This is a genomic window from Chlamydiales bacterium (assembly GCA_031292375.1).
Lineage (GTDB): Bacteria > Chlamydiota > Chlamydiia > Chlamydiales > VFKH01 > JARLHF01.
Genome location: JARLHF010000034.1, coordinates 1 through 22,734, shown reverse-complemented (window position 1 = coordinate 22,734; position 22,734 = coordinate 1). Strand labels below are relative to the sequence as shown.

The following is a 22,734-nucleotide window of genomic DNA, read 5'->3' as shown; positions in this document are numbered from 1 at the left end:
TACTCATTAATTTTGGCAATAAACAAGTAAAAAACGGTGTAGAACGCATCATAAATGATAAATTATAAGTCTCCGTGTCTCCGCGTCTCCGTGTTTTAACTATTCAAGTTATTGATTAACAGATAGTTGAAAATCGAGCTGACGCTAAACTAAGTTATGTTACGCAAAAACTTTATAAAATAATTAATAATAACATGATAAACAGGATCGGCCTAAACGGCCGACAGGATAAGGCAAGAAAGCATTTTTCAAGAAACATTGCTTTTTTAGTCAAAGGCTACCCTGTCAGCCATTTCGGCTAATCCTGCCTACCCTGTTATTATTTATACACAAACAAGTTCAAGAATTGGCTTATGTATAACTTTCTAAAGTGACTCATGCGTAACATGAGTAAATAATTAGCCTACCAGCTTGCTTTGGTCATTCCTGGAATTAACCCCATTAATGCAAGCTCACGGAAGCAAAGACGAGAAACTTTAAACTTCCTCAAGAAGCCTCTTGCACGACCTGTCAATTGGCAACGATTTCTAAGACGTACAGGCGATGTATTGGGAGACATTTTATCTAAGGAAAGACGTGCATTAAAACGCTCTTCTTCACTAAGATTCATGTTGGCTGCAATCTTCTTTAGATTGTCTCTTTTTTCCCAATTTAGCTTAACAAGTCTTTCTCGTTTTTTTTGCTTAGCCACTGATGACTTTTTTGCCATAAACTTTTTCCTACACTATTTTTTGCGAGCAGGACCTTTCTGTCTCTGCTTACGGTTTGGATCTTTTTTGTTTATTACATAAACACGGCCTTGACGGCGCACAATTTTATCCCCTTTCAAAGGATCTGCTTTAATAGAAGCACGTACTTTCATGATGAAAAACCCGATAATAAAACAAAACAAGGCTAAGTCATACCCCAAATCGAATTTCTTTTCAATCCTTAACTTTAGAATTCTACAAAAAAACTAAAATTCCGTGGTACGACTATACAGATCCAAGCTTGCTATGCACAGTCTTTGCAATAAAACAAATCAAATCGCTATTAAGAGGACTCCAATGATTTTCCGGGCTTGCAATAATCGTTTTATTAGCCATTGAGCATTCAGGATCATTGAGCAATGCTTGAGCCAAAGAAGCCCTTGCTGCGATAATACCATCTCCTACTATTTGGATGCTATGAGATCTATCCGTCATCTGCGCGTGCATGCACTGAGCATTAAACTCTTTTTTATTAGCCGCTTGCAAAACAATCTCATGAGCACTCAGTTTTCTTGATGATTCCACAGAATCCAACTCCCAGCCAAACAACTTTATTAAGAATCCAAAAAACGAAGAGCCCATTAGAGCCGAAGCTTCATCTGATAAGCTAGAAAATGTACGGTTTTTTATAAAAACATATTTAACATCCTCTTTCAACTTATGAGCTTTCAGAGCCTCACCCTGAACTCCTCCTCCTATCGAATACCCATATCCAATAATTTGCTCTGCACCAATACCATGTTCTTTATCTTCCAAGAATTGCAACATAGCATTATAAGCTTTAACCATGGCGTTTTTGCTAGGTAGACCCGTACTTGATCCAACACCTGGATAATTAAACACTAAAGCATTACCCTGCAGACTGCTTAAAATATATTTGAAATGATTGTTTTGCAATTTATCTTCACAAAATTCTCCGTTGCCACCTGTTACAAGCACCCATCTTTTATTATTCAATGTACTTGGCTTGCCCATGATTGTTGCATCTATTGTATAACCATCCACTTCTATGGAAAACCTCTTATATTTCCACTCTTTTGTTAAACAAATTGTGCGTCTTTGCAAATCAGCATAATTAGCGCCGTACCAAAAAAGATCTGGGCTTGACGAGGGTAACAACCCCAATTTACCAATAAGCGCCTGCAATAAACGATAAAAAGCTATAGGGAACACAATATAAGATAAAATCTCTTTTATAATCCTATGAGCCTTACTTTCCGTGCTGGCATCGTAAATTGCCGGTAAAGCATCACTTTGCCTCAACGTTTTTTGCGTAGCTTCCTTGTAATCTGACTGGCTATAAAAAGCATCTTTTCCTTCTAAAAAATCCCTGAATCGATTAGTTTGAACAGTAACACTCATTATTAACCCTTAAGTTTTTTATAACAGTATACATCAACACATGAATTAATCTTTACAAATAAGAGATGAGTCGCTACCATTCTCGTCATCTTGAAATTATATGATGTGGAGATGCTCTCATGAAACGTACCTACCAACCAAGTAAACGTCGTAGAAAGTCTGTAAATGGCTTTTTAAAGCGCATGTCAACAAAAGGCGGAAGAAAAGTAATCAACCGTCGTCGTAGGCAAGGACGCTACCAATTAACGACAGCATAAGCTATTCCTTTCCAAAAACACTACGGCTTCGTAAGCGTTATGAATACAAGCTTGTACGCGAAAAAGGTATTTGTCATTTCAGTTCTAATCTTATTATAGAAGTTAAACACACAAATACCTTATCGAAACCAAGACTTGGCATTACGGCATCTAAGCGTTATGGAAAGGCCCATGAGCGCAACCGATTTAAACGCATTGCAAGAGAAGCCTTTCGCTTATGCCACAATGATATGCCACATGGCCTGGAAATTGTATTAAAGCCAAGGGAAAAAGCAAAGTTTGCCAGCACAGAGCAAATTATCCAAGATTTAAAAACCTTCATCAAGCCTTTGGAATGCCCTAATGCAAAAGAAGACTCTATTTAAAGTTATCGCATGGTCTGGCCTTGCAATCTCTCTATTCTCTAGGTTTGCTCTTGGAACCCCTTGGAATCCCTATCTTCTTTTTATAGGAGCGCCTCTCGTAATTATTGGCCTCACAGGCCTAATCATTTATTGGAAAGCCAATTCAGTCGACCACGCGTAAACACATCGGCAACTTTTTAAATATTGCCCTCTAAATATCTTTATTTAAACTTAATGTTATTCCGCTACAATCTTGCCATGCATGAAAATATTATTGTATGCTAGAGTTAAGTAATATAAAAGTTTAAGTTAACATGCCCGCGTTTTAGGATTATCTATGTCAATACCTTCCAACTTACCGCCTTCTCCTTCTTACTCTCCCGAACCTCCACGTACGGGCTTGTTAGCTACTCTACGTGCTCTCTGGAATGGGCTTGTACATAAAGTTTCAGAATTATTTTATGCAATTTTTCCTAGCTTAAGAACTTCTGCAAATCTTCCGCCTTCTCCACCCCTTGATAACCGCGTAAGTCAACACCTTCCAGACTCACCCCCTCCAGGACCTATAGTACCACTACCCTTAAGACCTGTACCACAACCTTCCCCTCCAAAACCTGCGGCCGCTGCTTCAATTCCAGCACAACCATCTCTTCCTCCTGCAAATCCTGCTCCCACAATGCAGCTATCGCCTCCTCCTCCAAGCGCGGTTCCAGCTCCAGCTCCTATGGCACAACGATTTCCTCCTCCCCCAAAGCCCAATCTGCCACCTCCAAAACCCGCAAACCCTTACGCAGCACAACATGCCTATTCTTATAGTCCAAACCCACCCTTCCAGCAACCGTCATTACCAACATCTCTCACCATACCTGCACGCCTCCTAGCATCACCACCACCTAGACTTCCAGATGATTCTAGCTCCATAACCCCTACAAGCACATCTGTTGCGTCCAGCGTAATATGTACACCTCCTCGACCAGAAGCACCAGCATTTAATCCAGAAATACATGCAACAGACATTGATACTCTTGAACAAAAGCAATTGCAAAAGGAACAACAATTTCAGGCAAATCAGCAAAAAATCCAAGCGGCTCAAAAGCAAGAAGAAGCGAAAATAACAGCACTAAAAACTGGTTGTCTAAATTGGATTGCACAAAATAATTTTGTTAGCACATTGACAAGATTTGCTGAAGGAGAAGATAAGAGCCTTGCTGCAGCTGCAAGAACTGCACAAGAGAACTTGACGCAATTAAGACTAAGCTTAGAAGATGCCTCTACTCAAGATGTAGAGGGTTTAGTCAACAGAATTAATGACCCAATCAACGTCTTTAATAGCGCTGTAGACGCTATAAATGCTGAAAAGTCAGCTGGCCTTAGAGAAAAGGATTCAACAAGAGATGCAAAATATCAAGAAGCGCTAGTAACTCTTACACCCTTTTTATCCGATAACTATCAAAAATACCTACCTAAAAACAACTCTAATCGCTTTTTTGGGATTAGAAAAAACTTATTCCATGAAATTTGCACTCAATATAAAACTTTAAGTAAAAAAACATCTTCTCATAGCGACATAACAAAACTCATTCAAGACAACATCATACAATTAGCAAGTTACGCTCAGGACATGATAGAACTTCCTCCTGTATCTAGCGATCTATGGAAAGAACAGCTTACACCCGAAGGCCAGAGACAAACCAGATTATTAGAAGATATAATAACTATAATAGCAGAAGATATGCCAAAAGAACTTAATGCAGCAGAACATGCAAACCAGCGTAGTGGAACTTTTGCTCCGGTAACAGCTTCCACAATTACCCACCTTCCACTTTTCAATCCTGCGGATGCTAGTAAATATACAAGCACTACATCAACAATAACTTCACCTGCTACTGTTGTAAGAGCCCCAGCACCATCTGCACATACTACAACATCAACAACTTCACCTAGTGCTTCTTTACAGAAAAAGACTAACTTTATAAATAGTTGTAACGGATGGCTTCCTTTTGCTGGAACAGACTTTGATGAATTAACAAATTTAAAAAATCAACTAAATCTCGCCACTGACTCAGCAACAATTGATGCTCTATGTATAACAATAAACAAGGTAGTTGATAATATCGAAAGGCATAGACAATCTACAGCATCCACTTCTACTGCTAGAGCCTCCGCGGCAACAACTTCCACAGCAAGTGCATCTGCTATTTCAGATGCCTCCTTAAACGACCCTAATAATGACTGTTGGGTATATATAAACAGTACTGAATTACCAGCTATTCTAAAAGCTATGGAACCATTTATAGGAAAAGCAAATCCTCTAATCAACGATCCTTATTGTAAATTTAAACTAAATATAGAGAAGCTATTATCTCCACAAGACTTTGCTAGATTCAAGGGAAGAAGAACACCTCTTCAGCTAGACCTCTTTTTTTGGGGATCAACTATACGAGGTGACAGAGACAATGCTAACGCTTCTTATTCAACTAGAAAAGGCAAAAATCTTAGCGACAACGATATTGTAATTATTGTACCTACACAAAACATGGCAACAGGCTCGCTGCAAACAGCAATCGAGCATGGAAAGAACGCTGATCGTACAATTGGTATACGAGTTACCGACTTGAGCGACTCTCGTCAAACCATCCTTTCAGATAATAAAACGGACACAACTCTTAAAAATCTTGTATTCGATGCAAATAGCTTAAAAGACAGATTAGCTTCAATGGTTGCAGGTTCACTAAACATCTAAAAGTAACAATGGTTATTAGACATAATGTCTATTGTGTGCGTAAACACAATGTTGTATTCTAATCTTCTATGGATGCAGAATTAAACAAGCTTAATAGTGAGCAACAAAGAGCTGTCTTTACAACAGATGGCAAGGTGCTCGTACTTGCAGGTGCGGGCAGTGGCAAGACGCGCGTGTTAACTGTACGCATTGCGCACTTGATTCGAAATTGCAATGTTTCACCAAGTTCCATATTAGGACTCACCTTTACAAACAAGGCTGCAGCAGAGATGCGAGAGCGAGTAGGTCATCTTCTTGGCGATAGGGCTGCAAAAGAAATTACACTTTGCACTTTTCATAGCTTTTGCATGAACATACTCAGAAAAGAGATTGAAGCAATTGGCTACACAAAGCACTTTAGCCTATATGACGAATATGATGTGCAAAGACTCGTCAAACAAATTGCAAGAGAACTTTTAGAACATAATAGCGATTTGCCATCACTTGCACCTACCCTTCTGGCCATTCACCAAGCAAGAAACAATGGTTTAGAACCAGAAGAAATCTCTTGTGGCACCACATGGCATGATAGCTTTTTTAAAGAGCTCTATAAGGATTTTAAAAGTAGCATGAGATCTTACAATGCCGTCGATTTTGACGACTTACTCTCTTTAACTCTAAGGCTTTTTAAAGAGCACCCAAGTATATTACACCGCTATCAAGAGCGCTTTTCACACATTTTAATCGACGAATATCAAGATACCAATAAAATACAGTACCAAATCACATCTCTACTTTCACAAAAGCATCAAAACCTCTGTGTTGTGGGTGATGATGATCAATCTATCTATGGATGGCGCGGCGCTGAAATTAAACATATTTTAGAATTTGATCACACAAAGCTCATCAAATTAGAGCAAAACTACAGATCTACTAATGTCATCTTAAAAGCTGCAAACGCCCTCATTCGCAATAATAAAGAACGACACAGCAAAGAATTATGGAGTTCTAAAGAGAGCGATCGTTTAATCGAAGTATTTCATGCTCCAACAGATATACAAGAGGCAGAAAGTGTTGTTTGTAGGCTTGTAAAATTAAAGTTAGAAAAGGGATTGAAGTGGAAAGATATTGCAATCCTTTATCGATCAAACGCGCTTGCACGGGCATTTGAACAAGCTTTATTAAAACATACCTGGAAAGATGGAGACAAATGGATAAGAGGAGTTCCCTACCAGGTCTTTGGAGGTGAAGAATATTATGAGAGAAAAGAGGTCAAAGACTTGATTGCTTACTTAAGAGTACTGCTAAACCCTATGGACCAAGAGGCCCTTTTAAGAATTATTAATCTGCCAAGGCGCGGCATTGGCGCAGACTCTCTGGAAAAACTTACTCAATTCAATCGATCTTGCCATATTTCTTTGTGGAATACCCTTGAAAATCTTGGCACAACTCTCGAGCTAGAAAAGGTGGTTCCAGAAAAGGCGAAAGAGTCCATTAAAGCTTTTATCCAACTTATTTACCTGGCAAGAAAAGAATTTCAAAGCAAGCCCTTATCGGAGGCCATGCGCTGGCTTATTGAAACAATCGACTTTAAAAAATCCATTTACGAAGATGTAAAAAGCGATACAATGAGGCAGTTTAAGTTAGATAATGTAGAGGCTTTTGTCAACTCTCTTGCTAGCTACGAAAGTGAAATGAAGGAAATGGGTAGAGACCAGGAAATTTCATTGCATGACTTTGTTACAAGCACCCCACTTGGACAAGAAAAGTCTTTTCAAAAACAAAAAAGTTTAAAAGAAGATTGTGTTGCTCTCATGACCTTTCATAGTGCTAAGGGGCTGGAATTTGAAGCTTGTTTTCTTGTAGCCATCGAAGACAACATTATTCCTCATGAAAAAAGTTTGCGAGAAACAGGGATAGAAGAGGAGAGAAGGCTCATGTATGTTGCCATAACAAGAGCCAAGCACTATTTAACCTGTAGCATGGCCAGAAATCGAAGTCAGATGGGAAAAGATATGCCCACAATACCCTCTCGATTCTTGTCTGAGATTCCCAAAGAGTTGCTTTTACCAACTCTTTGGAATACATTATAATGCGGGCCTTCAGCCTGTAAATCATCTCTTTACATGCGCCCTAGGCTTTTATATTTCAGGGCATACGCCCTGAGTAATTTGTAGACTAAATCCTGTATTATAAAAGCCTATAGCATCCGTCATAGGTGTTCAAGGTGTGTTATGTACCGTGATGTGCGCTGCGTTTGCTGTGCCAGACATTTTCTGAATGGAGGTTTCAATCTCTGGTCTTATATGCTCAGGAGCCTTTGCAAGGGCTGATTGCGCATACTCCACAGCCTTTTGAGAGTCACCCATGGTACAAAAAAAATGTGCCAGCATCAGCTGAACTTTCCATTTATTTTCATCATCCTGATTTCCAACGCCTTCAAGATAGGAGTGCAGTGGAGAGCTCACAGTATTTATCTCTCTTTTATGAGCATTTATCTTGGCAAGAGATTGAAACTCTAAAACAGCTAGAAATAGATGATGACCTTTTGAGTTGTCAGGATCTTTAGTAATGAGCGCATCTCTTACTTTTTCTGCCTCTGTAGAATTCATTTCGCCCTTTGCTATCAGATCTCGATACTGCTCTCTTAAAAAAAAAGCATTTTCAGGGGCTTGAATACCCGCATGAAGTAACACAGCCACATAATCTGCTCTATCTAACTGTTTTGCCTGGGCATACAACATTTCCAAGTCAGATGCAGAAAGCTCTGAACTATCAAGATGTGTCATTACCTCATCCAAATGTATAGCTTTACCCGATTCTTTTAAAAACATAGCAGCAGATTCATCAGCACCCTTTGGAAAGTTTCCTGCAAACCTCATTGACCCACCCGTTGGCAATAAAATAACAACCGTAGGAAATCCCTCTACTTGAAACTGCTTCTTTAAAGCTTGATTTGAACAACATTTTTCTGGGGGGAGTCTATAATGAAGCGGAAAATCTACTTTTAAAAAAACAAAATGATCCTGCATTTTTGCAACAAAAGAGGGCTTTGTCAAAATTTCTTGGTTAAATTCACGACAATTAGCACACCAATCAGATCCCTCAAAAAGAATAAAAAGGGGTTTATTTTCTTTTATCGACACCTTTTTAGCTTCTTCAAAATCATCCTTCCACTGTAATTCTGGATACGAATAAGGAGCCGTAAAAGACAATGCATCAATGCTTTCTTCTTCAACTGCCCCAAGAACACTCATATGAGAACTTGCAACTGTTAAAAAAAGTACTGCCAACCAATCTTTGAGCCTCATCATGCAACCTATTTTTTACTTACCTTTTGCGTTTTTATTTAAACTATCAAGTAGCTTTTGAGCATACTTTGCTCCTCCACCAGAGGAATATCCAAGCTTGTCGATGACTTGCTCTTTAGATGTTAACAACACAATCGTTGGAAAACCTTGAATGGAAAATTTATCTTTAAGTTCTTGGTTTTGTTTAACAACTTCTGGTGCAAGCGCTTGTTTCATAGGAAAATCTACTTTGACAAAAATAAATTTCTGCTCCACCTTTTCTACAAATTCAGGTGTTAATAAAACCTCTTTGTCAAGGCGCACACACCAGCTACACCAATCTGTTCCAGTAAATAGAACAAATAAAGGCTTATTTTCACTTTCGGCTTGGCTCAAAGCAGTCGTATAATCCGTTTGCCAAGGAAGTTGTAAAGCATGCGCCTTGTCTTCAGCAGCATAGAGCGCGCTAGCGCCACAGCTACTATTTTCCAAGCCACCACATAAAAATAATGCACTGCAACCCAGAATAAATTTAGTTAATGCTTTCATAAAACCTCGTACATAAGGTGAAATTAATCTTATATAGATACAAAGCCTATTAGAGCCATTAAACCAATAAAAAGACAATCATTATCTTCCTTTAAAAAACTTAATATATCATTATATGATCATCAACCAGCTTAGTTACAACTAGTTAAAATTTTTCATAAAACTCACGTTTTTCGTAAAGAGATTATAAAGATAGGCTGGATTGGTATTTTTTGCTATAACATTTCATCATTCCCCATTTTTTTATTAGAAAATAAGGTCTTAAACTACTATGCTAGAGCTTCCTACAATTATTTTTCGCCACAAGCGTGAAAACCTAAAAAAATGCAGTTTAAGAGGGCTTGAGAAAAGATCTGATTTTCTTTTCTTTTCCTACCCCCTAGAAACCCTTCCAAACCTAGAACACTACATTATACTAACCCTTAATGCCCCTATTCTTACAGAAAAAGAGAGTTCATTTGGCTTATGCCTCATCGATGCAACATGGCGCTATGCAGCTCAAATGAACACACAACTTGATCTCGATACAAAATTTCTCTGTAGAAGCTTGCCCCCTGAACTGCGCACCGCTTATCCAAGAAAACAAACAGATTGTCCCAATCCAGAAACGGGTCTTGCTTCTATAGAAGCCATTTTTGCAGCTTATACAATTTTGAAAAGGGATACGCAAGGTCTTTTAGAGAACTATTACTGGGCAAAATCGTTTTTTGAACTAAACCATTCTTTTTTCTTTAATTTTACAGAGCAAATGTGCTAACCTCGCCCCAGTAGCTTAAGAGACTTGTATAATTATGAGTGCATTAAACCAAGAAGGATGTATACGAAAGGATGTATACGAGAGGAGCATATGCAAATAAATCCAAACCGGTTGCATCCTTATCACTTACATCAAAATGACGCCCTACTTGTTCAGTTTATTTTTAACGAACTTTTTGTAAGTCATCAGTCCGCACTAACTTTAAAAGAACATTTCAAAGATATTGCTAACTTACCTAATAAAGAGTGCTTAGCATTGCAAAACTGCCTTGTGCAACTTTTAGGAAACCTTGCATTTAACATGCCCAATTGCTCTATCCTTCACCAAGAGGGATCTCTTATTAAACTCCGAAACTATGGTCATATTTTTTCAGAACACTTTCAAAAACACATGCAAGAGATTGAGTCTTTTTGTGCATCCATCCAAAATGGATTTCACGAAGGCCTCATGGCCAAGGAACTTATTGTTATCTCCTCTAAAAAATCATTAATAGAAAAAGATAATACAAAGCTTTGTATTCATCTAGAAACGCTCTTAAACTCTCTTTTACTTGCTCTGTCTCATCTTATTTCCATTTTGCCTCACTACAATCAAAATGAGAATCTTTTGTTCTTTCTCATGCGCCAGCGCAAAGAATTAGACCTTCTTTTGTTTCCATCAACTACAAATGATTTGTTGCTCAAAATCTATCCAGAAGGACTACAAAAGATGAAGGCTTTTCTTGAAAAAAGATATTCGGAAAAAGGCTTTCACCATTTAATCCCCTCTATTAGACTTCTTGCAGGTTAAAAAAACGTAGAGAGCGGATCAACATCCACAAAAAATGATACGTCCGAGGGCACATGAACCTCTTCACGTACAGCATGAATCTCTTCATTCATCGAATAAATGCTAGGCCCTCTTACAATAAATTGAAAACGAAACTTATCCTTTACTTTTGCATATCCTGCAGGAATAACTGGATTTAAAAAAAATGGGGAAGATAGTTTTTGTTGAAGGTGATGATGGAATAAATTAGCACAATTCAAAACTTTTTGCATTTTACTTCCTGTAAATACTACTTTAACCATATGAGTAAAGGGAGGATATCCAAATAATTTGCGCACCTCTATTTCTTCTTTATAAAATCCAAGATAATCTTGCAAAGCTGCAAACTGAATAGTAGGATTTTCCTTCAACAAGCTTTGAATGACAACTTGCCCTGCAACAAATCCCCTCCCAGACCTTCCTGACACTTGAGTAATCAACTGAAAAACATTTTCAGAAGCTCTAAAATCTGGAATATTTAAGCTAGAATCAGAATTAATCACGCCTACAAGTGTCACCGTTGGAAAGTGTAAGCCTTTGGCTATCATTTGAGTTCCAATAAGAACATCTGCTTTTCCCGTTCTAAATTCACGAAGAAGTTTTTCATGACTGCCTTTGTGCCTAGTCGTGTCTGCATCTATTCTTAGCGTACGAATTTCTGGAAAAACCGCATGTAAAGCCCTTTCTACCTGTTCTGTACCAACACCTCTATAATTTAAAGTGTCTAAACTTCCACATTTTTCACATTTTTTTGGTGGGGGCGAGAGTGTAAAACCACAAAGATGACAAGAAATAGCATTGTCACCTAAATGAAATGTTAGGTTCAAATCACAATGTGGACACTGCACCGTATGCCCACATCCCGTGCAAAGTTGTGTTGTATGGTAACCTCTTCTATTTAAAAAAAGTATCGTCTGCTCTCCTATCTCTTGTCTTTCTTTAATTCCGCTCAAAAGGGCTTCTGAAAAAAGTGTAAACCCACCTCTTTTCTCATACTCACGTCTCATATCTACAATTTGCACTTTTGGCATAGAAGCTGTTTCAGCCCTTTTAGAAAGATTGCTAAGCAAATATTTCTTTTTTTCTACATTATAATAGCTCTCCAAACTAGGCGTTGCACTTCCAAGAAGCACTGTAGCCTTTTGCAAATATCCTCGCATTACAGCTACATCCCTTGCATGATAACAAGGCAGTTCATCTGTTTGCTTATATGTATGCTCATGCTCTTCATCAACGATAATCAAACCTAAATTATGTACAGGACAAAAAATAGCAGATCTTGCCCCAATTACAATTTTAGCGTCTCCTCTTTTGATTTTATGCCACTCACAAAAGCGCTCACCTTGACTTAGGCGGTGATGTAAAATGGCTATTTTACTCTGAAAGCGCCCTCGAAAGCGCTCAACAGTTTGGGCTGTAAGAGAAATTTCTGGTATGAGCATGATTACACCTTTATCCTGCTCTAATGCCATACTAATTGCTTGTAAATAAACTTCTGTTTTACCACTTCCAGTTACGCCATGAAGAAGGTGTGTTTCAAACAGATGATTTTGAATCGACTTTAAGATCGGCTCTAAAGCACTTACTTGTTCTGCATTTAATTTTTTTGGCTTCGTCTTAAAATACTCTTCTTCAATCCACAGAGGGGTGCCTGCTTTTATACTCTCAACTTTTATCATCCCCTTTTTTTGCAACGTATCTACAGGCCCCCTTGAAAGCCCTGTCTTCTCCAAAAGATCTGTCAACAAGATCCCTTTTGAAATATTTAACATCACATCTAAAATAGCACTCTGTGCAGGATTTTTACTGCGCAGCTTTTCGCAAGAAGAACGAAGCTCCTCCTTTGAAAGAACCCTTGTAATAAAAAGCTGCTCTTTAGGCTCAATTTGCTCACGAATGCTTGCTGGAAGCAAACATTTTATAACCTTGGAAAGAGGTGCATGGTAATATTTAGCCATCCAAAGAGCCAAATCAAAAAGCTCTTCACTAATCAATGCTTGTTCGGACAAAATGGCTGCAATCGGCAAGACTTTTGCAATCTGAGTTTCACTCCTAACAGCAAAGACAAAACCTCTTCTTAACTTGCCCTTTACGGGCACTTCGACAGACATTCCTTTTTTAAGGACTAGAGCCTGCTCTTCACTCACCCCGTAATCAAGAATTTTATTGATAGACAGCTCTAAAATAACGGAGGCAAATTTTGTAAAACTCATTCTCTTCCAAAGCCTAAGTTCTTAAGCTGTAAAGTCAACTTCTTCCAAAGAGCCATCTTGAGGCTTGAGTCTTTAAAACAAGATGTAAGCTCTGTAAGAAGAATTAAAGGAATATTGCCAAGAAAGTGCTCTCCCACCTTATTAGACTCTTTATAATGCTTCATGATGCTAGGATAAGAATAAATTAAATTACTACTTGCAACAATAAGTTTAAGAATTGGTGATTGCAAAAATTTTTCTACCCCTTCTCTTTTTTCTATTTTCTCTATAACTAGTGCACTTACCGATGCCTCATAATAAGAAATCGCTTTTGCAATATTTAACAAAAAAGATGCTTGCTTATCCTGCTCCTTATGCAACAAAAACACGATTTGAGAAATTTTTGGCTCACTTTTCCACCCTGTTTTGATCAACACTGCTTCTTGATCGTCTAAGGTACTATCCAAAAATAAAATATTAGGAAACTGCAATTTTACAGCTTTTTTTATATCGTTCAAAGGATCTTCTAAAGCAGAAATTATTGGCTCTAAAACAATCTTAGAAGACATTGGATCTAGAAAAGAGGGATAAACTCCTGGCTCTTCAACAACTTTTTTTACTTCTAGAATAGGAGGAGAAGGCCTTTCCTTTTCTGGAAGGGGAATTGTTAGCTTTACAACTTCCTCCAAAATTTCTGATTTGATACTTTGTTCTTGTACTTTTTTTGTTAATTTCGAATGATCTAAGTCTACTCCATCATCCTTAATAAAAAGCAGAGGGTTCTCTTGTTGAATAAACTGTCTTGTCAAACCTACAAGTTCATGAAACTCTATTACAAGCTTTTGAATGTGAGCGCGAGTCATTATACTTTCTATTGTTCAATTTTCAGGCGATTATATCTGACTTGCAGAGCTTGGACAAAGAAATTCTCTTTTCTTCTGATCTTTTTTTTTCTACTTACGACCTCTTGTCAAAATAAACCTACTGATTCCAAGTTAACACATGAGGCTACACTACAACAAATCACAACACTTGCATTCCAAAATGAAACTCAAAAAGCATTTACACTCTCCAAAGAATTACTTTTTTCTTTAAATTCCCCAACTTCCCTAGAAGACCTACTTTTACATGCGGAGACTCTCGATAAAATCTGCGCTCTACTCTCTTCTCCTACCTACACCAGACACCTGCAAACAGACTTAGAAAAGCTTTCTTCTCTAATTAAAAAGTGCACCCTTCAACAAGAGATCACTTTTTTTACATTAAAAGCGCATCTACATCGCTATAAAAATGAAGTAGACCTTGCAAAAGAGTGTTACGCAAAAACTTTTCTTACCTACCCAAAACTCATTCAAGAGCTTTCTTTGCAACGCTCTGTAGTTGATTCTAAGGCCGTTGCCTTCCATATGATTAAGAGTGATCTTCGCTTGCTTCAGTTAGAATGTGCAGAGCTTTACTTTCATGAAAAGAATGCAGAACAAGCAATTCCTCTCTTAGCTCAAGCAGTGGTAGATAAGGACAACTCTTATCTTAAAAAAAGAGTAAAATATTTAACTGAAAGATGTCTTACATTAGAAACAAACCCAGACATTCATAATGCATGCCAAATAGGGATAACGCCCCTTCAATTTGAGCTCTTGCAAACATATAAGGAATTGCATATCTTAAAAAAATATTTCCTTTATTCCGGAGGTAGTGAAGAGTGGATTTCATTACAAAATTCTTAAAAGCAAGCTTTCAACTAAAGCTTTTCATCATAACAATCATCCTATTTACCCTTATCATCATTCTATCCACGCTCATTCCCTACTTACGCATTGCGAGCAATTTTCAGCAGTAAGTAACTGAAAAGGACCTATTTTTTGTGCCTGTTTACCAGCGTAAATAAGTGCACCCCCCTCTGCTCTTTGAGGGGTTTGCTCGTGAAAGTATTTTAACCCTTCCAAAAAGGACGATGAGAACGTTTGGCTACTTTTAATTTCAATGGGCACAAGGTGTCTACCCTTTTGTAACAATAGATCCACTTCCCTCCCAGAAACATCTCGATAAAAATAAAGTCTTGGATCCATTGCTTGATTGTAAGAAGCCTTCATTAGTTCCATAACAACCCAATTTTCAAACAAATTACCATAAAAAGAATCTTTAACCAACTGCTCTTTTGTATCAATCCCAAGAAGATAACATGCAAGTCCTGTGTCCACAAAATAGATTTTTGGAGATTTGATGAGTCTTTTACCAAAATTCTCAAAATAAGGCTCAAGACGAACAAGAATATAAGTTGCTTCTAATACAGAAACCCACTCTTTAATTGTTATAGCAGAAACTCCAACATCCGATGCAAGACTTGCATAATTAATCAATTGCCCGATTCGACTTGCAATTAGCTTAATGAAGCGCTCAAATTGGATCACATCTTTTACTTGTAAAATCTGCCGCACATCTCGCTCAACGTAGGTTTGGAAATAACTACTATAAGCACTAGATATTGGTAAACTTTCTTTATAAATTCTAGGATATCCCCCTTTAAGAATAATCTCTTCTAAAGAATCTTCTATGTTCGCATGACGCATCTCTTGTAAACTTAGCGGAAGAAGCCGCAAGAGGGCAGTTCTTCCCGCGAGGGATTGTGAAACAGCGTTATGCAAAGCTGCCTGGTGACTACCTGTCAAAATAAACATCCCTTTTTGATCCACCTCATCCATGCGAACTTGAATATATGAAAGAAGATGAGGAACTCTTTGAACCTCATCTAAAATAGCTCCATCTGGATAAGATTGCATAAAACTTCTAGGATCCAAAGTTGCAAGAGACCTATTATCAGCATCTTCCATATTAACATAAGGTTTATTTGGAAAAGCTCTTCGAACAAGGGTTGTTTTTCCCGCCTGGCGCGGACCGAGCAACGTAACAACCGGATACTTGGTTGCAAGATCTTGAATATAAGGAGTTAAAAATCTGCTAAACATATACTTTCGATAATCTAAAGTTGTACTTCAGATTATCATAGGTTATATTTTTTAACAACAACTCTGCTTTTACTCGATATATTAATCAAAATGATGTTACCCTGCCTGCCGTTAAATAATTAAGGTTGGAAAATTATGAGAGTACAAAACAATAATCAAGAACTACAAAATCATCCCATTAACAGAGATGGAAGAGAATTGCGAGAAAACATTAGAGGAGTTTTTGGGCGAGTAATTGAAGTCCTAGAAGGTGGAAGAGAGGGTCTCTTTGGTCAAGCAATTAATCAGAGACTTCCAGAAATACAGCTCTTTAATCCTCAAGCGGAACCATCTGAGCAAAATGAAGCGCTACGCGGGATAATTAACCAAGAGAGAAATGTTCAAAGATTTATGAGCGACACCATTGGCTGCTTATTCAGTGATTATCAAAAAGCTCGATATATGAGCATGGTGCTAGCAGTAACTACGATTGTCTTAGTGTTTTTACTCTGTGCAAAAAAAGAACCTGATTTTCGTTTATAACCTGAGTTTTGGGTTTATAGGAAATCTTTTAATGGACAAATATTCGCTAAAAGCAAAAAATTGCCTGTCAATTTATGAAGCGAGAATAAAAAATGATTGAGCCTCCAGAATATCACTCTCACGAAGAATTCATTAATCGTAGCAAGAAGCTTGCAGAAATTCGAGGTATTGGCATCGACCCCTACCCTGCAAAATTTCTACCTCAAACTACGGTAGATGCTCTTTTAAAGAAATATGCAGATCTTTTGGTAGGTGATAGTGAGTTGGCAGAACAAGCAAACACAGATTGTGTTCTAGTTGCGGGCAGGCTTGTATTATTTCGTGCAATGGGGAAAAATGCATTTGCTCAGCTTCAAGATGAAAATGAACGCATTCAAGTAATGTTTAATAGAGAGCATACTCTCGTTGTAGGATATAGTGAGAATAAAGATTGTGAACTTACACCCTTAAAGTTCTTAGAAAAGAAAGTCGATATGGGAGACTTTCTTGGAATAGAAGGACATCTCTTTCGCACCCATAAGGGCGAACTTACTATCTATGCAAAAAAAGTAACTCTTTTGTGTAAATCACTTTTACCCCTTCCAGATAAGCATAGTGGCCTTACCGACAAAGAACTGCGCTATAGAAAGCGCTGGCTTGACCTTCTTGACCACAGGGATGTAAGTGCAACATTCAAAAAACGCAGCCAAATTATTCGTTTCATTAGAGATTATTTCGAGGAGCATGAGTTCTTAGAGGTAGAAACACCTATTCTTCAAAATATCTATGGAGGGGCCGAGGCAAAACCCTTTATCTCTCACATTAACGCACTCGACCACCAACAAGTCTTTTTGCGTATCTCTCTAGAGATCCCCCTAAAGAAACTCATCGTAGGCGGCACTAGAAGAGTCTATGAAATTGGTAAAGTGTTTCGCAATGAAGGCCTTGATAAAACGCACAATCCAGAATTTACCATGGTGGAAGCTTACGCTGCCTACTGGGACTACAATGACATGATGGTCTTTGTTGAGACGCTTTTTGAAAGGATTGCCCTATACCTTTTTGGAACAACCGAATTCTCCTACCCCCACCCAGCAACAGGAGAGTCCATTTTATTAAACGTCAAAGCTCCTTGGAAACGTCTAAGCATGAAAGAGGCTATTCTTCATTATGCAAAAATAGATGTCGACAAACTATCAACAGAAGAGCTTCTTACTTTATTAAAAAACGAAGGCACTATTGACCCTAAAAAATTAAAAGATGCTCCACGTGGAACGCTCATTTCACTACTGTTTGCTGAAAAAGTAGAAGAGCACTTAATTCAACCGCACCACATTATCGACCACCCTATTGAGACCACACCTCTTTGTAAATTACACAGAAACCCCAAAGAAAGAGAAGAGCGTATTGTAGAGCGTTTTGAAAGCTTTATTTTAACAAATGAAATTTGTAATGCTTATACAGAACTCAACGATCCAGAATTACAAAGAGAGCTACTCGTATTACAAGCGTTGAAAAAAGAAGCTGGTGACGAAGAAGCAAACCCTATCGATGAAGAATTCATCGAAGCGATCTGTCAAGGTATGCCTCCTACTGCAGGTGTAGGTATTGGTATCGATCGTTTGGTTATGCTCTTTACTGGAGCCATTTCTATCAGAGATGTGCTCTATTTTCCTATCATGAAACCTGCCACACATGAGTGATATGTATTGCTGGAAATGTTCAAGCAACGTTGATTTTCTTGGAAAAATCACATTCAGAAGTATTTGTGAAGCTTGCGGAGCCTCTTTGCATACTTGTAAACAGTGTAAGCATTATGCTCCTGGGAAACCCAATGATTGTAACATTCCTGGAACCGACTCTATTGTCGACAGAGAACAAGCCAATTTCTGCGAAGATTTTGAATCTAGGCAAGAAAAGGGAGCCTCCACCTACATCAAACCCTCTGATATCGAAAAGCGCCTCTTTGGAGGCCAATAATTATACACAAACAAGTTCAAGAATTGTTTGTGTATATAGCCAAGAAAAAACAGCTTTAAATTTTACGAACGAACTTGCGTTAAGAAGTAGGCCCTAGAGTAAAGTCGCAACCTTTCTCGATTAATGTATCGATATACTTTAAGTCATAATCATTGGATAAAAAGCCTAAATCTTCAAACATGTATTGATGAAAAGGAATAGTTGTATGCACGCCACCTATATGAAACTCTCGAAGAGCTCTTTTTGCTCTTGCAATCGCCTCTTCTCGAGTATTTCCTTTTACAATTAGCTTGGCTATCATAGAGTCATAGTTGGGGGGAATAGAATAGCCTGAATAGCAAGCACTATCTACTCGAACATGAGGCCCACCAGGTGGCAGATAATATTCAAGCCTTCCTGGACTTGGAGCAAAGTTATTAACAGGATTTTCTGCGTTGATACGGCACTGTATTACGTGCCCATTAAATTGCACATTCTTTTGCTTTAACTTAAGCTCTTCTCCCATGGCAATAAGAAGTTGTTCTCTTACAAGGTCAACACCTGTAAGCTCTTCTGTAACGGTATGTTCCACCTGAATGCGCGTATTTACTTCCATAAAATAAAAATTCATATCTTTATCTAAAAGAAACTCAACAGTCCCAACAGAAAAGTATTTTGCAGCTTTTGCAATACTTACAGCAGCATTTCCTATCTTCTCTCTAAGTTTAGGTGTAAGAATGGGGCTTGGAGCCTCTTCAATAAGCTTTTGCCTTCTTCTCTGAATAGTACAATCACGCTCTCCAAGATGAACGTAATTACCATGCTTATCACCGATAATTTGAACTTCAATATGCCTTGGATTGAAAATCATCTTTTCTAAATACACTTCTGGATTACCAAAAGCTGCTGCTGCCTCTGCACGAGCAGCTGCAAACTGCTTTACAAATTCCTCTTCGCTATAGGCAATACGAATCCCTTTACCACCGCCACCTGCAACTGCTTTAATAAAAATGGGAAAGCCAAGTTTTTTGACCTCTATAAGAGCATCTTGTTGTGTGCTGACAATGCCATCAGAACCTGGAATCACTGGACACTTAGCATTTTTTGCTGTAGCCTTTGCTTGAGCCTTGTCACCAAGAAGAGCAATCGATGCAGGTGCAGGTCCAATAAAATTTAAACCACAGCTCTCACAAATGGATGCAAAGCTTGCACTCTCACTTAAAAAACCGTAGCCTGGATGAATCGCATCCGCACCTGTAATTTCACAGGCTGACAGGATATTTGCTGTCTTTAAATAAGATTTAGAGGAAGGCGCCTCTCCAATGCAAATCGCCTCGTCTGCATGCAACACATGAAGTGCTTCGTGATCTGCTTGACTATATACAGCAACTGTTTGCAGACCAAGATCATGACATGCACGAATAATTCTAACGGCAATTTCACCGCGATTAGCAACTAGTACTTTCTTCATAACTTAAACTACACAACACGAAATATTTTAGTACCAAACTCAACAGGGCTGCCACTTGCAAGTAACACTTCAGTAACAGTTCCAGATATCCCTGCTTTTACTTCATTCATCACTTTCATGGCTTCAACAATGCATACAACGGTATTTGCATCCACTTTATCTCCTACCCTTACAAAAGGCGGATCATCAGGTGATGGCGAACTATAAAACGTTCCTACCATTGGAGATGTAATAAACCTACCTGCTTCTTCAGCTGGCGTTGTAGATACTGTAGCAACATTATGTGTAAACAAAGGCTCTGCTGTTCTTACGGAGGGCAACGCATGTGGATGCTCTGAGCCATATTCTGATCTCAAAAACGAATGAGCCTGTTCTCTGTCCACAAATTCATTGGACTGCCGCTCAATTTGCAGCTCAAACTCTCCCTCTTTTTTTAAAACAACTTTTGTAATTCCAGAGCGCACCATCGCACCCATGAGCTCTTTAATTTGTTTCAGTTCCACGTTGTAACCTTATATTAAAATTTTACCCAGATCAGCTTATACGCGCTGAATATATTCCCCGTCCTTAGTATCCACTTTTATAATATCGCCCGACTCAATAAAAAGCGGCACATCAATGCGAGCTCCTGTTTCAAGAATTGCAGGCTTAACTTGATTACCACTCACATGAGACACATGTTCTTTTCCTTCCGTTCTTGCAACCATAAGTTCTAGGAACTGAGGCAGTTCTACTGCAAAAACTGTATCTCCATAAAATGTAGCTTTAAGCTCGACACCCTCTTTGAGGTATTGACGATTATCCCCTATCACTTCGGAAGGAACAAGTACATGCTCTAAATTACCAATATCTAAGAAAAGATAATCTTTACCTTCTAGATAAAGAAACTCCAACTTCTTTTCTACGAGAGAAACATCTTTTACAGCTTGGTTTAACTTAAAATTCTTTTCAATAACCTCGTCGCTAGTGAGGTCTCGAAGTTTTGTCTTAATAAAAGGCGTTCCCTTAGCAACAGTTACCTTAACGCTCGATTCTACTCGATACAACTTGTTATTTAGAGAGATCGTCATGCCTGGAGTGATATGATTACTTGTGGCCATGAAAAATATACCTTCTATTTATTATCAGTGAAAAAAAACATAGGCGATATAAGGCATAAAATCAATCAAAACTTAAAGGGTCAAGCGAATCTACTCGCATTTTTATCAAGAATTATGTAGAATTGGCACCCTAATTCTTAATTACATAAGGTACTCTATGAGTTTTACTGACTTAGGTCTTCATCATCAATTGTTAGAATCATTAGAAGAAATGGGCTTTACAACCCCCACTCAAATTCAACAAGAAATCATTCCACACATCATCGACGGAAGAGATGTTATTGCTTCTTCTCAGACAGGAACTGGAAAAACTGCAGCATTTTTACTGCCTACTCTTCATAGACTTCTTCAAGAAAAGAAAAAAGGAATTAGAGCGCTGATTGTTTCCCCTACAAGAGAACTTGCTCTTCAATCTGCAGATTTCTTAAAAAACCTTTCTAAAAAAATTCCTTTAAGAAGCATCGCTCTTTTTGGTGGAGTTCCTCTAAGACCCCAAATCCAGGGACTAAGACGCGGTGTCGACATTGTCTTTGCAACACCCGGAAGACTCCTCGACCATATCGAACAACAAACTCTTTCTCTCTCTCTTTTGGACACTCTTATTCTCGATGAAGCAGATCGCATGATGGATATGGGCTTTCTTCCAGATATAAAAAGGATTATATCTCTTCTACCAGCCAAACGTCAAAATCTCATTTTCTCAGCTACAATGCCTCCTGAGATTATGAAGCTTGCAAAAGATATGGTGCAAGACCCCATCACTGTTTGCATCGGCTCAAGATCTTCTACTCCCTCAAAGGTGCGCCAAACTATCTATCCTGTTATCAGAGAGCAAAAGACAGAGCTCTTTTTAAAACTTCTTGAAGAGAAAAAAGAAATCTCTTCTGCAATCGTCTTCACTAGAACAAAAATGGGAGCAGATCGCCTAGCTGACTCATTAGAAGAAGCTGGTATCAAAACTTCTGTCATTCATGGAGATCGTAGCCAAGCTCAGCGCTCTTATGCACTTTTGCGCTTCAAGCAAGGTAAGAGCCAGATTCTTGTCGCAACAGATGTTGCAGCAAGAGGTATTGACGTCAAGGATGTCTCCCACGTTGTAAATTACGATGCCCCTTCAACACCAGAAGACTATATCCACCGTATTGGAAGAACTGCAAGAGCCGACACTACAGGAGATGCATTTAGCTTTATAGCTCCAGATGAAGAGGCTATGCTTCGCAGCATCGAAAAAGAGATTCGCTTACAGATTCCTCGCATTTTCGTCGACAATTTTGAATATAAACAGATTCCTCACAAAAGACCATCTAGAAGAGGTCCTAGAGGAAACTCTCATTTTCACAATCAAGAGAGAAAACGCTCCTCTCCCCCATCATTTGGTGAAAGAAGACGCTCCCCCAGTAGCAACCAGGGCGAGTCCTCATACAGTAATGACCAGCGCCCCTCATCCTACAACAAAAAGCCTTTGCGCAAGCCCTTTCGCCAGGAATACAAGAAGGCTGTGCCATAAAACTCTTACTGTTTTGGAAAATGAACAAAGCAATCATTAATAGACTTCTTGCATAATTAGCTTTGCTTGTTAAAATTGTCTTTTTTGACATCTTTATCGTTAAATTTTTCAACCATATGTTCACATATGCTTGAAAAATTTATCAATAAATCTACTCAAAAAATTTCAATTTTTCTAAGCAAAGCTAATTATGCAAGAAGT

Annotated in this window: 22 protein-coding genes; 11 read left to right on the top strand and 11 right to left on the bottom strand. The window is 38.4% G+C overall.

The annotated features are described in order from the left end of the window. Nucleotides 1–403 precede the first annotated feature (403 nt). The 3 genes from rpsN to P4L16_04775 form a co-directional block, all read right to left on the bottom strand. Nucleotides 404–709, bottom strand: a complete 306-nt coding sequence (gene rpsN / locus P4L16_04785; protein ID MDR3624440.1) for a 30S ribosomal protein S14 — start codon at nt 707–709, stop codon at nt 404–406. A gap of 15 nt (nt 710–724) precedes the next feature. Continuing rightward, nucleotides 725–862 (bottom strand): 50S ribosomal protein L36, encoded by a 138-nt coding sequence (rpmJ, locus tag P4L16_04780; protein ID MDR3624439.1) that lies wholly within the window; start codon nt 860–862, stop codon nt 725–727. A 112-nt stretch (nt 863–974) separates the two neighbouring features. Then, nucleotides 975–2,111, bottom strand: a complete 1,137-nt coding sequence (locus tag P4L16_04775; GenBank protein ID MDR3624438.1) for a hypothetical protein — start codon at nt 2,109–2,111, stop codon at nt 975–977. A 119-nt stretch (nt 2,112–2,230) separates the two neighbouring features. On the opposite strand from P4L16_04775, the gene rpmH reads away from it, so the two are divergent. From rpmH to P4L16_04755, 4 genes are all read left to right on the top strand, one after another. Then, nucleotides 2,231–2,368 carry a 50S ribosomal protein L34 gene (rpmH, locus tag P4L16_04770; protein MDR3624437.1) on the top strand — a complete coding sequence of 46 codons (138 nt, stop codon included), beginning with the start codon at nt 2,231–2,233 and terminating at the stop codon, nt 2,366–2,368. Between the two features lie 342 nt (nt 2,369–2,710). Then, the gene (locus tag P4L16_04765; protein ID MDR3624436.1) at nt 2,711–2,893 is read left to right on the top strand and encodes a hypothetical protein; all 183 of its coding nucleotides are present in this window, start codon (nt 2,711–2,713) and stop codon (nt 2,891–2,893) included. A gap of 156 nt (nt 2,894–3,049) precedes the next feature. Next, on the top strand, nt 3,050–5,455 hold the full coding sequence (locus P4L16_04760) for a hypothetical protein (protein ID MDR3624435.1): 2,406 nt from the start codon (nt 3,050–3,052) through the stop codon (nt 5,453–5,455). 68 nt (nt 5,456–5,523) lie between these two features. After that, nucleotides 5,524–7,527, top strand: a complete 2,004-nt coding sequence (locus P4L16_04755; GenBank protein MDR3624434.1) for a UvrD-helicase domain-containing protein — start codon at nt 5,524–5,526, stop codon at nt 7,525–7,527. Between the two features lie 129 nt (nt 7,528–7,656). Here P4L16_04755 and P4L16_04750 read toward each other — a convergent pair whose 3' ends face one another. Beyond that, entirely contained in the window at nt 7,657–8,748 is a 1,092-nt protein-coding gene (locus P4L16_04750) for a thioredoxin family protein (protein MDR3624433.1), read from the bottom strand. Between the two features lie 12 nt (nt 8,749–8,760). Continuing rightward, the gene (locus tag P4L16_04745) at nt 8,761–9,273 is read right to left on the bottom strand and encodes a thioredoxin family protein (protein ID MDR3624432.1); all 513 of its coding nucleotides are present in this window, start codon (nt 9,271–9,273) and stop codon (nt 8,761–8,763) included. A gap of 271 nt (nt 9,274–9,544) precedes the next feature. Here P4L16_04745 and P4L16_04740 point away from each other — a divergent pair, with 271 nt between their 5' ends. Together P4L16_04740 and P4L16_04735 are read left to right on the top strand one after the other, a co-directional pair. Then, nucleotides 9,545–10,030 carry a hypothetical protein gene (locus P4L16_04740; GenBank protein MDR3624431.1) on the top strand — a complete coding sequence of 162 codons (486 nt, stop codon included), beginning with the start codon at nt 9,545–9,547 and terminating at the stop codon, nt 10,028–10,030. A 90-nt stretch (nt 10,031–10,120) separates the two neighbouring features. Then, nucleotides 10,121–10,819, top strand: a complete 699-nt coding sequence (locus P4L16_04735; GenBank protein MDR3624430.1) for a hypothetical protein — start codon at nt 10,121–10,123, stop codon at nt 10,817–10,819. Here P4L16_04735 and priA read toward each other — a convergent pair. Both priA and P4L16_04725 read right to left on the bottom strand, forming a co-directional pair. Then, nucleotides 10,816–13,050 (bottom strand): primosomal protein N', encoded by a 2,235-nt coding sequence (gene priA / locus P4L16_04730; GenBank protein ID MDR3624429.1) that lies wholly within the window; start codon nt 13,048–13,050, stop codon nt 10,816–10,818. The genes P4L16_04735 and priA overlap by 4 nt on opposite strands. Next, nucleotides 13,047–13,892, bottom strand: coding sequence for a hypothetical protein (locus P4L16_04725; protein MDR3624428.1), 846 nt, complete (start codon nt 13,890–13,892; stop codon nt 13,047–13,049). The genes priA and P4L16_04725 overlap by 4 nt, the downstream gene beginning before the upstream one ends. On the opposite strand from P4L16_04725, the gene P4L16_04720 reads away from it, so the two are divergent. Then, nucleotides 13,878–14,756, top strand: coding sequence for a hypothetical protein (locus P4L16_04720; protein MDR3624427.1), 879 nt, complete (start codon nt 13,878–13,880; stop codon nt 14,754–14,756). The two genes, P4L16_04725 and P4L16_04720, sit on opposite strands and share 15 nt — an antisense overlap. Before the next feature lie 72 nt (nt 14,757–14,828). On the opposite strand, the gene P4L16_04715 is transcribed toward P4L16_04720, so the two are convergent. Beyond that, entirely contained in the window at nt 14,829–15,995 is a 1,167-nt protein-coding gene (locus P4L16_04715; GenBank protein ID MDR3624426.1) for an ATP-binding protein, read from the bottom strand. A gap of 135 nt (nt 15,996–16,130) precedes the next feature. Between P4L16_04715 and P4L16_04710 the strand changes: the two genes are divergently transcribed. The 3 genes from P4L16_04710 (at nt 16,131) to P4L16_04700 (ending at nt 18,476) form a co-directional block, all read left to right on the top strand. Further along, a complete protein-coding gene (locus tag P4L16_04710; protein MDR3624425.1) occupies nt 16,131–16,517 on the top strand; it encodes a hypothetical protein in 387 nt (128 codons plus the stop codon). Nucleotides 16,518–16,609: 92 nt separating this feature from the next. Next, nucleotides 16,610–18,199, top strand: coding sequence for a lysine--tRNA ligase (lysS, locus tag P4L16_04705; protein ID MDR3624424.1), 1,590 nt, complete (start codon nt 16,610–16,612; stop codon nt 18,197–18,199). After that, a complete protein-coding gene (locus tag P4L16_04700) occupies nt 18,192–18,476 on the top strand; it encodes a hypothetical protein (protein ID MDR3624423.1) in 285 nt (94 codons plus the stop codon). The genes lysS and P4L16_04700 overlap by 8 nt, the downstream gene beginning before the upstream one ends. 79 nt (nt 18,477–18,555) lie before the next feature. Here the strand turns inward: P4L16_04700 and accC are convergent, their stop codons facing one another. From accC to P4L16_04685, 3 genes are read right to left on the bottom strand one after another with little or no spacing between them, the layout of a single operon-like run. After that, the gene (gene accC / locus P4L16_04695; GenBank protein ID MDR3624422.1) at nt 18,556–19,926 is read right to left on the bottom strand and encodes an acetyl-CoA carboxylase biotin carboxylase subunit; all 1,371 of its coding nucleotides are present in this window, start codon (nt 19,924–19,926) and stop codon (nt 18,556–18,558) included. Between the two features lie 8 nt (nt 19,927–19,934). Then, nucleotides 19,935–20,429 (bottom strand): acetyl-CoA carboxylase biotin carboxyl carrier protein, encoded by a 495-nt coding sequence (accB, locus tag P4L16_04690; protein ID MDR3624421.1) that lies wholly within the window; start codon nt 20,427–20,429, stop codon nt 19,935–19,937. Between the two features lie 36 nt (nt 20,430–20,465). Beyond that, nucleotides 20,466–21,026, bottom strand: coding sequence for an elongation factor P (locus tag P4L16_04685; GenBank protein ID MDR3624420.1), 561 nt, complete (start codon nt 21,024–21,026; stop codon nt 20,466–20,468). Between the two features lie 157 nt (nt 21,027–21,183). Here P4L16_04685 and P4L16_04680 point away from each other — a divergent pair, with 157 nt between their 5' ends. Further along, a complete protein-coding gene (locus P4L16_04680; protein ID MDR3624419.1) occupies nt 21,184–22,533 on the top strand; it encodes a DEAD/DEAH box helicase in 1,350 nt (449 codons plus the stop codon). Nucleotides 22,534–22,734 lie beyond the last annotated feature (201 nt).

Excerpts from the sequence above, each read along its gene's own strand:
- rpsN (MDR3624440.1), bottom strand. The coding sequence starts at position 709 with ATGGCAAAAAAGTCATCAGTGGCTAAGCAAAAAAAACGAGAAAGACTT.
- rpmJ (MDR3624439.1), bottom strand. The coding sequence starts at position 862 with ATGAAAGTACGTGCTTCTATTAAAGCAGATCCTTTGAAAGGGGATAAA.
- P4L16_04775 (MDR3624438.1), bottom strand. The coding sequence starts at position 2,111 with ATGAGTGTTACTGTTCAAACTAATCGATTCAGGGATTTTTTAGAAGGA.
- rpmH (MDR3624437.1), top strand. The coding sequence starts at position 2,231 with ATGAAACGTACCTACCAACCAAGTAAACGTCGTAGAAAGTCTGTAAAT.
- P4L16_04765 (MDR3624436.1), top strand. The coding sequence starts at position 2,711 with ATGCAAAAGAAGACTCTATTTAAAGTTATCGCATGGTCTGGCCTTGCA.
- P4L16_04760 (MDR3624435.1), top strand. The coding sequence starts at position 3,050 with ATGTCAATACCTTCCAACTTACCGCCTTCTCCTTCTTACTCTCCCGAA.
- P4L16_04755 (MDR3624434.1), top strand. The coding sequence starts at position 5,524 with ATGGATGCAGAATTAAACAAGCTTAATAGTGAGCAACAAAGAGCTGTC.
- P4L16_04750 (MDR3624433.1), bottom strand. The coding sequence starts at position 8,748 with ATGATGAGGCTCAAAGATTGGTTGGCAGTACTTTTTTTAACAGTTGCA.
- P4L16_04745 (MDR3624432.1), bottom strand. The coding sequence starts at position 9,273 with ATGAAAGCATTAACTAAATTTATTCTGGGTTGCAGTGCATTATTTTTA.
- P4L16_04740 (MDR3624431.1), top strand. The coding sequence starts at position 9,545 with ATGCTAGAGCTTCCTACAATTATTTTTCGCCACAAGCGTGAAAACCTA.
- P4L16_04735 (MDR3624430.1), top strand. The coding sequence starts at position 10,121 with ATGCAAATAAATCCAAACCGGTTGCATCCTTATCACTTACATCAAAAT.
- priA (MDR3624429.1), bottom strand. The coding sequence starts at position 13,050 with ATGAGTTTTACAAAATTTGCCTCCGTTATTTTAGAGCTGTCTATCAAT.
- P4L16_04725 (MDR3624428.1), bottom strand. The coding sequence starts at position 13,892 with ATGACTCGCGCTCACATTCAAAAGCTTGTAATAGAGTTTCATGAACTT.
- P4L16_04715 (MDR3624426.1), bottom strand. The coding sequence starts at position 15,995 with ATGTTTAGCAGATTTTTAACTCCTTATATTCAAGATCTTGCAACCAAG.
- P4L16_04710 (MDR3624425.1), top strand. The coding sequence starts at position 16,131 with ATGAGAGTACAAAACAATAATCAAGAACTACAAAATCATCCCATTAAC.
- lysS (MDR3624424.1), top strand. The coding sequence starts at position 16,610 with ATGATTGAGCCTCCAGAATATCACTCTCACGAAGAATTCATTAATCGT.
- P4L16_04700 (MDR3624423.1), top strand. The coding sequence starts at position 18,192 with ATGAGTGATATGTATTGCTGGAAATGTTCAAGCAACGTTGATTTTCTT.
- accC (MDR3624422.1), bottom strand. The coding sequence starts at position 19,926 with ATGAAGAAAGTACTAGTTGCTAATCGCGGTGAAATTGCCGTTAGAATT.
- P4L16_04685 (MDR3624420.1), bottom strand. The coding sequence starts at position 21,026 with ATGGCCACAAGTAATCATATCACTCCAGGCATGACGATCTCTCTAAAT.
- P4L16_04680 (MDR3624419.1), top strand. The coding sequence starts at position 21,184 with ATGAGTTTTACTGACTTAGGTCTTCATCATCAATTGTTAGAATCATTA.